Source organism: Kitasatospora dryopteridis, from assembly GCF_050749075.1.
GTDB lineage: Bacteria > Actinomycetota > Actinomycetes > Streptomycetales > Streptomycetaceae > Kitasatospora.
The window spans coordinates 1,721,482-1,734,979 of the sequence record NZ_CP192749.1 but is presented as its reverse complement, the minus strand read 5'-3'; the positions used below and the strand labels follow the sequence as shown (position 1 = coordinate 1,734,979).

The window sequence follows — 13,498 nt, the reverse complement described above, 5'->3', positions numbered from 1 at the left end:
GAGTGGTGTGGTGCCCGGTCAGATCGGCAGTTCGGCGCCGTCGCGCAGGTAGAGCGGGATGCGGTCGAGCGGGGCGTCGGCGGTCACCGTGGTGCCGCCGGGGTGTTCCTCGCCCGTCCAGGCGCACCGCCAGGTGGCGCCCTCCGGCAGCCGGACGGTGCGTTCGCGTGCGCCGGCCTCGACGACCGGCGCGACCAGCAGGTCGGGGCCGAGCAGGAACTGGTCGCCGGTCTCCCAGGCGGCCGGGTCGTCGGGGAACTCCACGAACAGCGGCCGCATCGGCGGTACGCCGGTCTCCGCGGTGTGCCGCATCTGCTCCTGGATGTACGGGCGGAGCCGCTCGCGCAGGTGCAGGTACCGGCTGAAGATCTCGTACGCCTCCTCGCCGTACGACCAGACCTCGTTGGGGCCGCCGGTCATGGCCGGGCCGAGCGGCATCCAGGGCTCGCGGTAGCCGTGCAGCCGGAACAGCGGGCAGAACGCGCCGTACTGGAACCAGCGGACGATCACCTCGCGGTACGCCGGGTCGTCCGGGTCGCCGCCGTGGAAGCCGCCGATGTCGGTCGTCCACCAGGGGATGCCGGAGACCATGACGTGCAGGCCGGCCTTGATCTGGTCGCGCAGGGTGGCGAAGTCGGTGCCGATGTCGCCGGACCACAGGGCGGCGCCGTAGCGCTGGGCGCCGGCCCAGGAGGAGCGGTTGAGGGTGACGACCTCGGTTTCGCCGGCGGCGTGCATGCCCTCGTGGAAGGCGCGGGCGTTCTCCCGCGGGTACATGTTGCCGACCTCGAGGCCGGGGCCGGCGTGGTAGCGCAGGTTGGCCTGGTGGCCGGGGTTGATCTCCGGTTCGCAGGCGTCCAGCCACCAGACCTTGATGCCGTGGGCGAGGTAGTTCTGCGAGATCCGCTCCCACAGGAACTCCCGGGCCTCCGGGTTGGTGGCGTCGTAGAAGGCGACCTGGACGGTGGAGTCGACGCCCTTGTCCGGCCATTCGGCGTGCGCCATCGGGCCGTACTCGGTGCCGATGAGCAGGCCGCGGCGCTCCATCTCGGCGTGGTTCTCGCTGAGCGGGCTGACGGAGGGCCAGACGGAGACCATCAGCCGCACGCCCATGTCGTCCAGTTCGCGGACCATGGCGGCCGGGTCGGGCCACTCGGCGGGGTCGAGCTTCCACTCGCCGAGGTGGGTCCAGTGGAAGAAGTCGTTGACGATGACGGACAGCGGCAGGCCCCGGCGCCGGTGCTCGCGGGCGACGGCGAGCAGTTCGTCCTGGGTGCGGTAGCGCAGCTTGCACTGCCAGAAACCGGTGGCCCACTCGGGGAGTTCGGGGGAGTGGCCGGTGGCGTCGGCGTACCGGGCGAGGGTCTGCGCGGGTCGGCCGGCGGTGATCCAGTAGTCGAACTGCCGGGCGCTGTCGGCGACCCAGCGGGTGCCGTTGACGGCCAGTTCGACCCGGCCGATCGCCGGGTTGTTCCACAGCAGCAGGTAGCCGCGGTCGGAGAGCAGCACCGGGACGGACACCTCGGCGTTGCGCTGCACCAGGTCGATCGTGGCGCCCTTCTGGTCGAGCAGCCCGTGCCGGTGCTGGCCGAGTCCGAAGAGCTTCTCCCCGTCGTAGGCGGCGAAGCGCTGCTCCAGCCGGTGGTAGCCGTTGCCGGTCGGGGTGTACAGCCGGGCGCCGGGCCACCAGAAGTGCGCGGGCTGCTCGGAGAGCAGTTCGCTGCCGTCGGCGCGCAGGAAGCGGACGACGCCCCGGTCCGTGACCTCGGCGGTGATCGCGCCGTTGACGATCCGTCCGACGGCGCCCTCGGTCTTCACCACGGCCTGCGGTGCGGCCGGCGGCTGCTCGGCCAGGGCGCCCGGCAGGTCGTGCCGCAGCCGGCCGCCGCGCACGGCCCGCACCCGGATCGCGTCCGGGCCCCAGGGCTCCAGCCGCAGGGTTTCCAGGTGGCCGTGCCACTCCAGGGCGCCCTCGCGCTCGCGGAGCACGCCGGGGGCCTCGGGCTTCTCCGGCGGGGGGACGGGCAGGGGGTGGTTCACGGACGGCTCCTGGGGGTGCGCGCGGGCAGCGCGGGGCGCGCCGGTGGCGGCTGCGCCGCGGCGTGCGGGATCGGTGGGGGAGCGGGCGCGTGCGGGTGCGCCCGGTGTCCCGGGGATCGGCGATGCGCGCGAGCGGCCCGGTGGAGCGGGTGGTGCGGGCGGGGCGGGCGGCCCCGGCGGTGCGTCGGGCGGTGTGTCAGGGGGTGGCGGCTGCGGGGCCGCTGGACTCCCGCACGGTGAGGGTGGGACGCAGCAGGGTGAGCCCGGAGGTGTCCTCGCCGCCGGCCTGTGCCATCAGCAGTTCGACGGCGCGGCGCCCCATCTCCTGGGCGGGGATGGAGACCGAGGTGAGCTGCGGGGCCGAGTGCAGGGCCACCTCGTCGGGGCAGATCGCCACGACGGAGACGTCCTCCGGCACGGCCCGCCCGGACTGGCGGAGCTGGCCGAGCAGGTGCGGCAGCGCGGCCTCGTTCTGCACCACGAATCCGGTGGTGTGCGGCCGCTCCTGGAGGATGCGGGAGATCGTGCCGCTGGCGGCCTCGTGGCCGGCCCCGCACGGGCGGTGCAGGTGGCTCAGGCCGCGGGCGGCGGCCTGCTGCCGGAAGCCTGCGAGGGTGCGCTCGGCGAAGCCGGTGTGCCGCCGGTAGACGGACTCGGCGGCGCCGATCAGCGCCACCTCGCGGTGGCCCAGGTCGGCCAGGTGGTCGGCGGCCAGTGCACCGGTGGCCTCGAAGTCGAGGTCGACGCAGGTGAGCCCGGCCGGGTCGGCGGGCAGCCCGATCAGTGCGGCGGCGGCCCCGGTCTGCCGGAGCAGCGGGATGCGCTCGTCCTCCAGTTCGACGTCCATGAGGATCATCGCGTCGGCCAGTCCGCTGGCGGCGATGCGCTTCACCGCGGACGGGCCCTCCTCGCTGGTGAGCAGCAGGACGTCGTGGCCGTAGCGGCGGGCCGTGGTGGTGATGGCGATCGCGATCTCCATCATCACCGGTACGAACATGTCGGTGCGCAGCGGGATCATCAGCGCGATCACGTTGGAGCGGTTGCTCGCCAGCGCCCGGGCCCCCGCGTGCGGGTGGTAGCCGAGCTCGGCGATGCTGCGCTCCACCCGCAGCCGGGTGTCCTGCGAGATGGACCGCTTGCCGCTGATGACGTACGAGACCGTGCTCGGGGACACCCCGGCGTGCCGGGCGACCTGGGCGAGCGTGACCATCTGGTGCTCCATCTCGCGACACTGCCGGGCGCCCTGGTGAAGCGCTTCGACAATGTCTGCTGTGCGGCTCGATGCTGTCCTGCCCGGAGAGCTTAGAGAGGCAGATGGACTGTGTCCAGACCCAGTGTCGAAGCGCTTCACCAACCCGGTCGGGGCGCTATGCCTGTCCGGTCTCGAAGCGGCTGATCCGGTCGCCGTCCACGGTGAAGCGCCAGGCGGTGCGCATCTCGCCCCAGGTGTCGTTGCGGTAGTTGGCGATCAGGGCGAGCCCTCCCTCCTTCTCGGTCTGGACCTCCATGTGGCCCCGCGAGGAGAAGATCTCGCGGTCAGCCCAGGCCGCCAGCGGGCGGTCGGAGCCGTCGTCGGACATGGTGGCGTCCGGTGTGAGCACGGCGAAGAACGCGTTCGGGTCGCCGCCGTTGATCGCGGTGACCAGGGCGCGCACGGCGGGGTTGGACAGCTTGGCGGCGGGGATCGTCATCTGTGGGGCTCCTTCGTCCCGGTTCCACGGCACGGTGCCGTGCTTTCCAGAGACCATGCGGCCCGGCCGCCCGCCAGCGGCCGTGCGCCGTCCGCGCCCCGCCTCCCCGGTGCGCGGCGCGGGCTGTGCTTTGATCCGCTTCCGGGGGCTGACCGCGGGGAACCGCCGACGGAAGGAGTGCCCTGGATGGGGCCGGCCGAACTGATCGTCCTGACGTTCCCGTACGAGGTCATCACCGCCGAGGCCGCCCGCGCGCTCGGTGCGCTGCGGACGGCCGGGGACATCCGGGTGATCGACTCCCTGGTGGTCACCCGGCGCGCCGACGGCGCCGTGGACTACGCGGAGGTCGGCGAGGTCGAGCACCTGGGCGGGGTGGTCGCCGCCGGCGGCGACCAGCTGCCGCTGATCGGCCCGGCCGATGCCGAGGAGGCCGCCCGGCTGCTGGAGCCGGGCAGCGTCGCGGTGCTGGTGCTCATCGAACACCTCTGGGCCAGGAGCGCGGCGGAGGCGCTGGGGGCGGTCGGCGGGCGGATCGCCTCGGGGGTGCGGATCTCCCCGGAGCGGATCGACGAGGCCGTCCGCGCCGCCCGGGCCCGCAGTGTGCGCTGAGCAGCCCGTACGGGTGTGCCGGTGGCTCTGGTCGCGGGGCGATCGTTCCGCTACGGTGGGTGCATCACCGGTCACCCGGTGCGGTAGCGGCCCGTCCGGCGTTCCCAGTGCAGATAGCCCGCCAGCCAGGCGGTGATGCCGTCGGCGTAGCGCTGTGCGATGCCGCGCTGTTCCTCGTCCAGTTCCAGTTCGCGGAACGCGCAGGGGAGTTCGGCGAGCAGCCGGGCGTAGTCCTCGACCATCAGCTGTGCCTCGGCGAGGACGACCGCACAGGCCTCCTCCGGCGGGCAGGCGCGCTCGCGCTGGACGATCATCACCAGGTTGTACACGTCCCCGCGGGGCGCCTCCAGCGGGTAGGAGCGGACGTCATTGCTGAACGAGGGGATGTCGGCGGCCACTTGGCGGAGCCGGCGGAGCACCGGGTGGTGGAAGGTGCTCTGCGGCACGGTGAAGCCGCCGAGGCGTTCCAGCATGTCGAAGATGGTCTCCATGGCTGCCGTGCCCCGACGGAGCGTCAGATAGCCGTCGCGGTCCGGGATGCGGGCGGAGCGGCGGCCGGCCGCCTCGGCCGGATGGCTGGCGAAGTACCACTCCCAGTTGGCGGCGGCGCGTGCCCGCCAGCGTCCCGGCATGCCGGCGGTCGACCGTCTCCAGAGGTCGGCGAAGGCCCGTTCGACGTCCGAGGAGCCGTCGGGCAGCGTGCCGTGCAGGATGTCGGTCAGCCGGTCGCAGATCCTGGCGACCTCGGCCGGCCGGCGCCCCAGCTCGCTGTCGAACTGGTCGTCGAAGAGGAAGAAGAAGCCCAGCATGTCGGCGGCGAGAGCGAGTTCGTCCGGCCCGACGGCGGGATGGCTGAGCGCCGCGAGCTCGGCCACCTCCCAGTGGCCGTAGGCGGTGGCGTCGGCGACGTCCGCCAGTGCGCGGTGGCGGTCGAGCCAGGAGCGGTGCCGGGCGGCCGCGTGGGCGTGGTGCCGGCTGCGCCGATGGGGGAACGGGAAGTCGAGCGAGCTGTCGTCGGACATGGTGCTCCCAGCGCGGTAACTCTCGGGTGTGGTGCGGTGCGTGAGCGTCGTACGGTGCCTCGATGCTGCTGCTGGTACTGGGACGTAACGAAGATCGACTGCGCCGTCCGGCCCGGCAGATTACCCGATCGGATCATCAGATGGCGTGCGCACCAGGGCATTTGCCCCTCGTGTCGTGGCTCAACCATGGGCCGCCACCGCTGCCTGCACGAATGCCGCCCGCGCGGGCGCACGCGGCGCTAGGGTCGTGAACGGAACGAGGATCGGAAGAGGCGGAGGTCACGGCGGTGGCGGCAGATCAGAACGGCCCGGTCGGACAGGAGCACGGCACCCCGCCGACCGAGGAGACCCTGCGCGAGCGCGACGCCGAGCTGCGCGCCGCCGACGAGGCGGTCGCCCGGCTGTGCCGCAAGTTCGCCGCCGGCGGCACCGAGATCGGCGAGGTGCTGCTCTACTCCGGCCCCGGCGGCATGGGCAAGACCTCCCTGCTGCACCGCGTCCGCCGGCTCGCCAAGCTCCAGCCCGAGTGCACCGTGCTCTTCGCCCGCGGCGGCGAGCGCCAGCGCAACGAGCCGTTCCGCGTCCTGCGCCAGCTGCTCCAGCCCGTCCTCGGCGCCCTCCCCGAGGGCGAGAAGGAGGAGGTCTTCGGCAACTGGTACGGCATCGTCGGCCCCGCCATCGGCCTCGTCCCGCCCTCCGACGAGCTCGAGCCGCTCGACCCGCAGGGCGTCCGCGACGGCCTCGACTTCGTCTTCACCCAACTCGCCCCGCGCCGCGCCCCGTTGGTCATGGTCGTCGACGACCTGCACTGGGCCGACCAGGAGTCGCTCAACTGGCTCGCCGCCTTCGCCGTCCGCTCCCGCGAACTGCCCGTGCTCCTCGTCCTCGCCTTCCGCGACGAGTTCGACCACAAGGCCCAGGGGCTGCGCCACCAGATCGAGTCCATCGCCCACCACCGCCACGAACTGCGCCGCCTCACCCCCGACACGGTCGCCGACCTCGTCCGCGCCGACCTCGGCGGCGACGCCGAGGACGCCTTCTGCCGCCAGGTCTGGGCCGTCACCGGCGGCACCCCGTACGAGGTCGTCTCGCTGCTCAGGGAGGTCCGCGACCAGGCCCTGGAGCCCAGCGAGGAGAACGCCCGCAAACTGCACGACCTCGCCGCCGCCGCCCGCGGCGAGACCCTCCAGCACTGGCTCGACAAGCTCGGCCCGACCACCCTGCGGTTCGCCTGGGCCGCCGCGCTGCTCGGCACCGACATCCGGCAGAGCCTCGCCGCCACCATCTCCGCCCAGGGCCCCGAGCAGGCCGAGGAGTCGGTGCGCCAGCTGCGCCGCCAGCGCGTCCTCACCAGCCAGCCCAACGGGCGCCTGGAGTTCGTCCACCCGCTGATCGGCACCTCGATCTACCTCACCATGCCCGCCGGCACCAAGACCGCCATGCACGGCATCGCGGCCGCCGCCATCGAGAACGCGGGCGGATCGATGCTCGCCGCCTCCCGCCACCTGCTGGAGGTGCACTGCGAGGGCGACGACGCGATCGTCCGCAAACTCCGCAAGGCCGCCCAGGAACACCTCGCGATCGGCGCACCCGACGCCGCCAAGCGCTGCCTGGAGCGCGCCCTCAACGAGCCGCCGGACGAGGACATCCGCGCCGAGGTGATCTACGAGCTCGGCTGCTCCGCCCTGCTCACCGACCCGGCCGCCACCGTCAACCAGCTCAGCCTCGCCCTCGAACCGGAGAGCGGCCTGCGCCCGGAGCTGAGGGTCGACGCCACCTTCCGGCTCTCCGAGGCGCTCGCCCACGCGGGCGAGCTGACCCGCGCCGCCGCGCTCTGCCAGGAGGAGGCCGACCGCACCCCGCCCGGGCCCGGCCGGCTGCGCCTGCAGGCCGCCCACTTCATGTGGGCCGCCTTCCGGCGCGACGAGGAGGACGCCCTCGGCCGCTCGCGCCGCCTGCAGGAGCTCTCCGACTCGCTCACCGGCCGGGACAGCGCCGAGCGGGCCGTGCTCGCCATGCGCGCCTGGGACCTCACCCTCCGCGGGGAGTCCGCCGTCGGCGCCGTCGAGCTCGCCGACCGGGCCCTGGTCGGCGGCCGGCTGCCGGGAGAACTCGGCTGGACGGCCACCACCTGGGGCTTCGAGCTGCCCGCCCTGATCGGCCTCACCCTCACCTACACCGACGAGCTCAACCGCGCCGAACGGCTCTTCTCCGACGCCATCATGGAGTTCGAGGTGGCCGGCTGGAGCGGCGCCCACCGCGGCTTCGCCTACTTCCTGATGGGGCTCGTCCGGTTCCGCCGCGGATTCCTGCTGGAGGCCGAGGACTTCCTCCGCCGCGGCCTGCGGATCTCCGAGCGGATCGCCCCCGACCTGCCGCTGCAGTGGGACATCGTCGGCGTCCTCGCCGACACCCTGCTCGCCCGCGGCCGCGTCCAGGAGGCCTGGGAGCTCGCCCAGCAGTACCGCTTCGGACCGCCCTACCACCCCACCGCCATGGTGCTGCCCGACGCACCCACCCTCTACGGCAAGCTGCTGCTGGCCCGCGGCGACCGCGCCGAGGCCGTCGAGGTCCTCACCGAGGCCGGCCGGCAGCTCGACGACCGCGGCCGCTACAACACCGTCTGGGCACCCTGGGCGAGCCACCTGGCGCTCGCCGTCGCCCCCGACGACCAGGACGCCGCCCGCAAGCTCGCCCAGGACGCCGTCGAGCGCGCCCGGCACTTCGGCTCGGCCTCCGCGATCGGCGCCGCCCTGCGCCTGCAGGCCGCCGTCAACGAGGGCCCGGTCGGCGTCGAGCTCCTGGAGGAGGCGGTCGCCGTGCTCGGCCAGTCCCCGGCCGGCCACGAGCACGCCCACGCCCTGGTCGACCTCGGCGCGGCCCTGCGCCGCGGCGGCCGCCTGGTCGACGCCGGCGAATACCTCTACCAGGGCATGGAGCTCGCCCAGCAGTGCGGCGCCGACGGCCTGGCCGCCCGCGCCCGGCGCGAGCTCGCCGTCTCCGGGCTGCGCCCCAACCGGCTGCGCACCCTCTCCAAGGACGCCCTCAGCCAGCACGAGTGGGAGGTCGCCGAACTCGCCGTCCGCGGCCTGCCGCCGCAGCGGATCGCCGAGGACCTCGACCTGCCGCTGAGCCTGGTGCACCGCCGGCTGGCCGCCGTGCACCGCAAGGCGGGCACCGGCCCCGAGGGCCTGGCCGCCGCCCTCGGGCTCCCCGACCGGGACACCGACACCGACGACTGACCTGCGGCTTGCCCGGCCGCCGTGGCCGACCGGGGCACGCAGGGCGCAGCAGCGCCGTGCGTGGCCCCGGTCGGGCTAGGCTGCTCCCGGGGCGACAAGATCGCTCAGAATCGAACAGATGTCGAGGTGAGGCGGACGCGGAGCCGCTTCGGTGAGGAGCACGCCATGGCGGCATCGGCACAGGCCACCGAGGTACGGCGACGGCCCTTCGAGCCCAGCGGCGCCGGCGCCGCGATCGAGCAGTGGACCCTGCGCAACGGCCCGCTCGAGGCCACCGTCCTCACGCTCGGCGCCACCCTGCACTCCCTCACCGCGCCCGACCGTTCCGGCACCCCGGGCCAGATCCTGCTCTCCACCGACGAGCTTCCGCTGATCCTGGGCGCGGCCCGCCACTACGGCACCACGGTCGGCCGCTACGCCAACCGGATCGCCGACTGCCGGATCACCGTCGACGGCGTGGACCACCCGCTGGCCCCCACCGGCAACGGCGTCACCCTGCACGGCGGCCCGGACGGCTTCGCGCACCGAGTCTGGGACGCCGAGGAGATCCCCGGCGGCGTCCGGCTCCGCCTGCACAGCCCGGACGGCGACCAGGGCTTCCCCGGCGCCCTGGACGTCACCGTCTCCTACACCCTCTCCGCCGACGCCGTGACCATCGACTACCACGCGGTCACCAACAGGCCCACCGTGGTCAACCTGACCAACCACGCCTACTTCAACCTCGCCGGCGAGGGCAACGGCGACGTCCTCGGCCACCTGCTCACCGTCGACGCCGACCACTACACCCCGGTGGACGCCCGGCAGATCCCGCTCGGCCCGTACGAGCCGGTGGCCGGCACCCCGTTCGACTTCACCACCGCCCGGCCGATCGGCAAGGGCATCACCGAGGACCACCCGCAGGTCGTGGCCGCCCGCGGCTACGACCACAACTGGGTGCTGCGCGACCGCCCGGCCGACGGCAGCCCGAGCCGTGCCGCCCTGCTGGAGGACCCGGAGAGCGGCCGCACCCTGGAGGTGCTGACCACCGAGCCCGGCATCCAGGTCTACACCGCCAACGGCTTCCGCGGCGCCGTCACCGGCGCCCGCGGCGTGCCCTACGGCCCCTACTCCGGCGTCGCCCTGGAGACCCAGCACCACCCCGACTCGCCGCACCACCCCGGCTACCCCTCGACCGAGCTGCGCCCGGGGGAGGAGTTCCGCTCGACCACCGTGCTGCGCCTCTCGGCCGCCTGACCGCGGTGGCCGCCTGACAGCCATTGCTGCAAGCACCGCAACGACGGCCCGTACCGCCCGGAAGCCCCGGCAGGTACGGGCCGTCGGCGTTTCTGCCGTGACCTGGAAGAACGCGACGGTGTGCGGCGCCGGCGGGGGTTCGCGGGCCGGCAACTCGGAGGACACGTGGATGTAACGATCCGGGCGAGCCTTGCAGAAAGTTGCTGCAAGGGCTTTCAGGTTGCCTTTCGGCGCTGTTACGTTCCTCCCCAAGCCCGACGGCCGCAACGGCGCAGTCGGCACGGGACAGCCATTATGCGCGGTCCTCCACCAATTCGGGCACCCCCACCTTCCTAGGAGTTCTCATGCGGCGTGGCATTGCGGCCTCCGCACTCGTTGCGGCCCTTGCGGTTTCTCTTGCAGCCTGCGGCAGCAGCGGCTCCGGCTCGGACGCCAAGGGCGACGGCGGTCCGGTCACCATCACCTACTGGGACACCTCCAACGCCACCAACGAGGCTCCGACCTACCAGGCGCTCGTCCAGAAGTTCGAGGCCGCCAACCCGAACATCAAGGTCAACTTCGTCAACGTGCCGTTCGACCAGGCGCAGAACAAGCTGCAGACCGCCATGGGCGCCAAGGGCGCGCCGGACGCGTTCCGCGCCGAGGTGGGCTGGACCTCCGCCTTCGCCAAGGCCGGCTTCCTGGAGCCGCTGGACGGCACCCCGGCGCTCCCCGACGCCTCCGCCTTCCAGCCGAGCCTGATCCAGCAGGCCAAGTACGAGGGCAAGACCTACGGCGCCCCGCTGGTCACCGACACCCTCGGCCTGCTCTACAACAAGGACCTGTTCGCCAAGGCCGGCATCACCAAGGCCCCCGCGACCTGGGACGAGCTGAAGGCCGACGCCGCGCTGCTCAAGGAGAAGGCCGGCGTGGACGGCTTCTTCATGCGGGCCGGCGACGGCTACTACGCCATGCCGTTCCTGTTCGGCGAGGGCACCAACATGGTGGACGCCCCCGGCAAGAAGATCACCATCAACTCGCCGGAGGCCGTCAAGGCCGTCGAGACCTACAAGTCGATGTTCACCTCGCCCGGCACCGTCAAGGCCGACGTGACCACCGACTCGTACGCCCACATGATGGACGCCTTCAACACCGGCAAGGTCGCGATGATCATCCAGGGTCCCTGGGAGATCACCAACATCTACAAGGGTGCGGCGTTCAGCAACAAGGCCAACCTGGGCATCGCCCCCGTCCCGGCCGGCTCCACCGGCAAGGCCGGCGCCCCGACCGGCGGCCACAACGTCTCCGTCTACGCCGGCTCCGACGCCGCCCACAAGGCCGCTGCCGAGAAGCTCGCCGCGTTCCTGACCTCGGCCGAGAGCCAGACCACCCTCGCGCTGAAGAACTCCACCCTGCCGACCCGCGGTGACGCCTTCACCACCGAGGTCAAGGCCAACCTGGGCATCGCGGGCTACCAGGCCATCCTGAGCTCCGCCCAGCCGCGGCCCGAGCTGCCCGAGTACTCCTCGCTGTTCGGCTCGATCGGCACCAACCTCGGCAAGATCGTCCAGGGCCAGGCCGACACCAAGGCCGGCCTCGACGCCACCGCCGTCGACTACGCGAAGCTCCTCCCCGGCTTCGCCAAGTAAGACCACGGCCGCCCCCGTACGAAGACCCAGTCGCCGACGCGAGGCGGCGGACCTCCCGAAAAGGTGTCAACAATGGCAGTCGCCGTGCAGGGCGCTCCCGGTAAGAGCAGCCGCGGCCGCGAACCGCGTCCGGGCCTCGTGCAGCGCCTCAAGCTCTCGTACAGCAAGTACTGGTACGCCTACGCCATGATCGCGCCGGTCGTGATCGTGCTCGGCGTGCTGGTCGGCTACCCGCTCGTGCGCGGCGTCTACCTGACGCTCACCGACGCCACCAGCCTCAACACCGGCCGCCAGATCGGCGTCAACCACATCCCGGACAGCTTCAAGTTCGTCGGCCTGCACAACTACGCCGACGTGCTGTGGGGTCCGGGCTCGTACGACCGCTTCTGGTCGCACTTCGTGTGGACGATCGCCTGGACGGCCATCTGCGTCCTCCTGCACTACACCATCGGCCTCACCCTCGCCCTGCTGCTCAACCAGAAGCTCCGCGGCCGCGGCCTCTACCGCATGCTGCTGATCCTGCCCTGGGCCGTGCCGACCTTCGTCACGGTCTTCTCCTGGCGCCTGATGCTCGCCGACGGCGGCGCGATCAACGCCGTCCTCGGCTCCGTCGGCCTGCCCGAGCCCGGCTGGCTCTCCGACCCGTTCGCGCAGAAGGCCGCCGCCATCGCGGTCAACACCTGGGTCGGCGTCCCGTTCATGATGGTCTCCCTGCTCGGCGGCCTGCAGTCCATCCCGGCCGAGCTCTACGAGGCCGCCGAGATGGACGGCGCCTCCCCGTGGCAGCGCTTCCGCTACGTCACCCTGCCGGGCCTGCGCACCGTCAGCAGCACCGTCGTCCTGCTCGGCGTGATCTGGACCTTCAACCAGTTCGCCGTCATCTTCCTGCTGTTCGGCAACGGCGCCCCCGACGCCCAGATCCTGGTCACCTGGGCCTACCGCCTCGGCTTCGGTCAGATGCCCCGCGACTACGCGGTGTCCGCCACCTACGGCGTACTGCTGCTCTCGCTCCTGATCGTCTTCACCAGCTTCTACCGCCGTTGGCTCGCCCGCAACGAGCAGGCGAACGGCTGAGCGCCGCGCGCATCCAGCAGACCAGCGACATCCACGAGGCAGGTACCCGATGACCACCACCACCGAACGACCGGCCGCCCGCTCCTCGGCCGCCCACGCCGCCCGGCCGGCGAAGGTCCGCAGCCGCGAGCAGCGCAGCCCGATCGCCACCGCGCTCAGCCACCTCGCACTGATCACGGCCAGCCTGATCGCGCTCTTCCCCGTCGTCTACATCGCCTACATCTCGCTGGGCCCCGACGACATGGACTACCTGCACCCCGGTGAGATCCTCGGCAAGGCGACCCTGTCGAACTACACCAAGGTGCTCAACGAGACCGACTTCTTCAGCTGGTTCGGCAACTCGGTGATCGTCGCCGGCGGCACCACCGTCGTCGGCGTCATGCTCGCCGCCAGCACCGGCTACGCCGTCTCCCGGATGCGCTTCGCCGGCCACAAGCAGCTGATGTGGACGCTGCTGGTGACCCAGATGTTCCCGATCGCCGTGCTGATCGTGCCGATGTACTACATCCTGTCCAACCTCCAGCTGCTGGACAGCTACCTCGGCCTGATCCTGGTCTACTCGGGCACCACCGTGCCGTACTGCGCCTGGCTGCTCAAGGGCTACTTCGACACCATCCCGGTGGAGATCGACGAGGCCGGCCGGGTCGACGGGCTCTCCCCGTTCGGCACCTTCTGGCGGCTCATCCTGCCGCTGGCCCGCCCGGGCCTGGCCGTCGCCGCCTTCTACTCCTTCCTCACCGCCTGGGCCGAGGTCGCGTTCGCCTCGACCTTCATGCTCAGCTCGGACAAGTACACGCTCGCGGTGGGCCTGCAGTCCTTCATCAGCGAGCACGACCACCAGTGGGGCCTGATGGCCACCACCTCGGTGCTGATCGCGCTGCCCGCCGCGCTGGTGTTCTACCTCGTCCAGCGCCACCTGGTCACCGGCCTGACCGCCGGTGCCGCGAAGTCCTGATCGC

10 protein-coding genes are annotated in these 13,498 nt (G+C 72.4%); 6 read left to right on the top strand and 4 right to left on the bottom strand.

Annotated features, from left to right (window positions below):
* Positions 1-18: 18 nt before the first annotated feature.
* The 3 genes from ACQ614_RS07890 to ACQ614_RS07880 all read right to left on the bottom strand — a co-directional run bounded on the left by ACQ614_RS07890 (position 19) and on the right by ACQ614_RS07880 (position 3,731).
* Positions 19-2,040 (bottom strand): glycoside hydrolase family 31 protein, encoded by a 2,022-nt coding sequence (locus ACQ614_RS07890; RefSeq protein ID WP_431677674.1) that lies wholly within the window; start codon positions 2,038-2,040, stop codon positions 19-21.
* A gap of 196 nt (positions 2,041-2,236) precedes the next feature.
* On the bottom strand, positions 2,237-3,262 hold the full coding sequence (locus ACQ614_RS07885) for a LacI family DNA-binding transcriptional regulator (protein WP_431677673.1): 1,026 nt from the start codon (positions 3,260-3,262) through the stop codon (positions 2,237-2,239).
* A 145-nt stretch (positions 3,263-3,407) separates the two neighbouring features.
* Positions 3,408-3,731: a nuclear transport factor 2 family protein gene (locus tag ACQ614_RS07880; RefSeq protein WP_363493886.1), complete on the bottom strand. Its 324-nt coding sequence runs from the start codon at positions 3,729-3,731 to the stop codon at positions 3,408-3,410.
* A gap of 186 nt (positions 3,732-3,917) precedes the next feature.
* Between ACQ614_RS07880 and ACQ614_RS07875 the strand changes: the two genes are divergently transcribed.
* The gene (locus ACQ614_RS07875) at positions 3,918-4,340 is read left to right on the top strand and encodes a DUF6325 family protein (protein WP_431677672.1); all 423 of its coding nucleotides are present in this window, start codon (positions 3,918-3,920) and stop codon (positions 4,338-4,340) included.
* Positions 4,341-4,411: 71 nt separating this feature from the next.
* On the opposite strand, the gene ACQ614_RS07870 is transcribed toward ACQ614_RS07875, so the two are convergent.
* On the bottom strand, positions 4,412-5,362 hold the full coding sequence (locus ACQ614_RS07870; protein ID WP_431677671.1) for a terpene synthase family protein: 951 nt from the start codon (positions 5,360-5,362) through the stop codon (positions 4,412-4,414).
* Between the two features lie 287 nt (positions 5,363-5,649).
* Here ACQ614_RS07870 and ACQ614_RS07865 point away from each other — a divergent pair, with 287 nt between their 5' ends.
* The 5 genes from ACQ614_RS07865 (at position 5,650) to ACQ614_RS07845 (ending at position 13,494) form a co-directional block, all read left to right on the top strand.
* On the top strand, positions 5,650-8,604 hold the full coding sequence (locus ACQ614_RS07865) for an ATP-binding protein (protein WP_431677670.1): 2,955 nt from the start codon (positions 5,650-5,652) through the stop codon (positions 8,602-8,604).
* A 165-nt stretch (positions 8,605-8,769) separates the two neighbouring features.
* The gene (locus tag ACQ614_RS07860) at positions 8,770-9,837 is read left to right on the top strand and encodes an aldose epimerase family protein (protein ID WP_431677669.1); all 1,068 of its coding nucleotides are present in this window, start codon (positions 8,770-8,772) and stop codon (positions 9,835-9,837) included.
* 344 nt (positions 9,838-10,181) lie between these two features.
* On the top strand, positions 10,182-11,465 hold the full coding sequence (locus ACQ614_RS07855; protein WP_431677668.1) for an extracellular solute-binding protein: 1,284 nt from the start codon (positions 10,182-10,184) through the stop codon (positions 11,463-11,465).
* 72 nt (positions 11,466-11,537) lie between these two features.
* Complete coding sequence (locus tag ACQ614_RS07850; RefSeq protein WP_431677667.1) at positions 11,538-12,539, top strand: carbohydrate ABC transporter permease; 1,002 nt, start codon at positions 11,538-11,540, stop codon at positions 12,537-12,539.
* Positions 12,540-12,588: 49 nt separating this feature from the next.
* Entirely contained in the window at positions 12,589-13,494 is a 906-nt protein-coding gene (locus ACQ614_RS07845) for a sugar ABC transporter permease (RefSeq protein ID WP_363493874.1), read from the top strand.
* Positions 13,495-13,498: the final 4 nt, after the last annotated feature.

Coding starts and splice junctions, on each gene's coding strand:
- ACQ614_RS07885 (WP_431677673.1), bottom strand. CDS start 3,262: ATGGAGCACCAGATGGTCACGCTCGCCCAGGTCGCCCGGCACGCCGGG.
- ACQ614_RS07880 (WP_363493886.1), bottom strand. CDS start 3,731: ATGACGATCCCCGCCGCCAAGCTGTCCAACCCCGCCGTGCGCGCCCTG.
- ACQ614_RS07875 (WP_431677672.1), top strand. CDS start 3,918: ATGGGGCCGGCCGAACTGATCGTCCTGACGTTCCCGTACGAGGTCATC.
- ACQ614_RS07870 (WP_431677671.1), bottom strand. CDS start 5,362: ATGTCCGACGACAGCTCGCTCGACTTCCCGTTCCCCCATCGGCGCAGC.
- ACQ614_RS07860 (WP_431677669.1), top strand. CDS start 8,770: ATGGCGGCATCGGCACAGGCCACCGAGGTACGGCGACGGCCCTTCGAG.
- ACQ614_RS07855 (WP_431677668.1), top strand. CDS start 10,182: ATGCGGCGTGGCATTGCGGCCTCCGCACTCGTTGCGGCCCTTGCGGTT.
- ACQ614_RS07850 (WP_431677667.1), top strand. CDS start 11,538: ATGGCAGTCGCCGTGCAGGGCGCTCCCGGTAAGAGCAGCCGCGGCCGC.
- ACQ614_RS07845 (WP_363493874.1), top strand. CDS start 12,589: ATGACCACCACCACCGAACGACCGGCCGCCCGCTCCTCGGCCGCCCAC.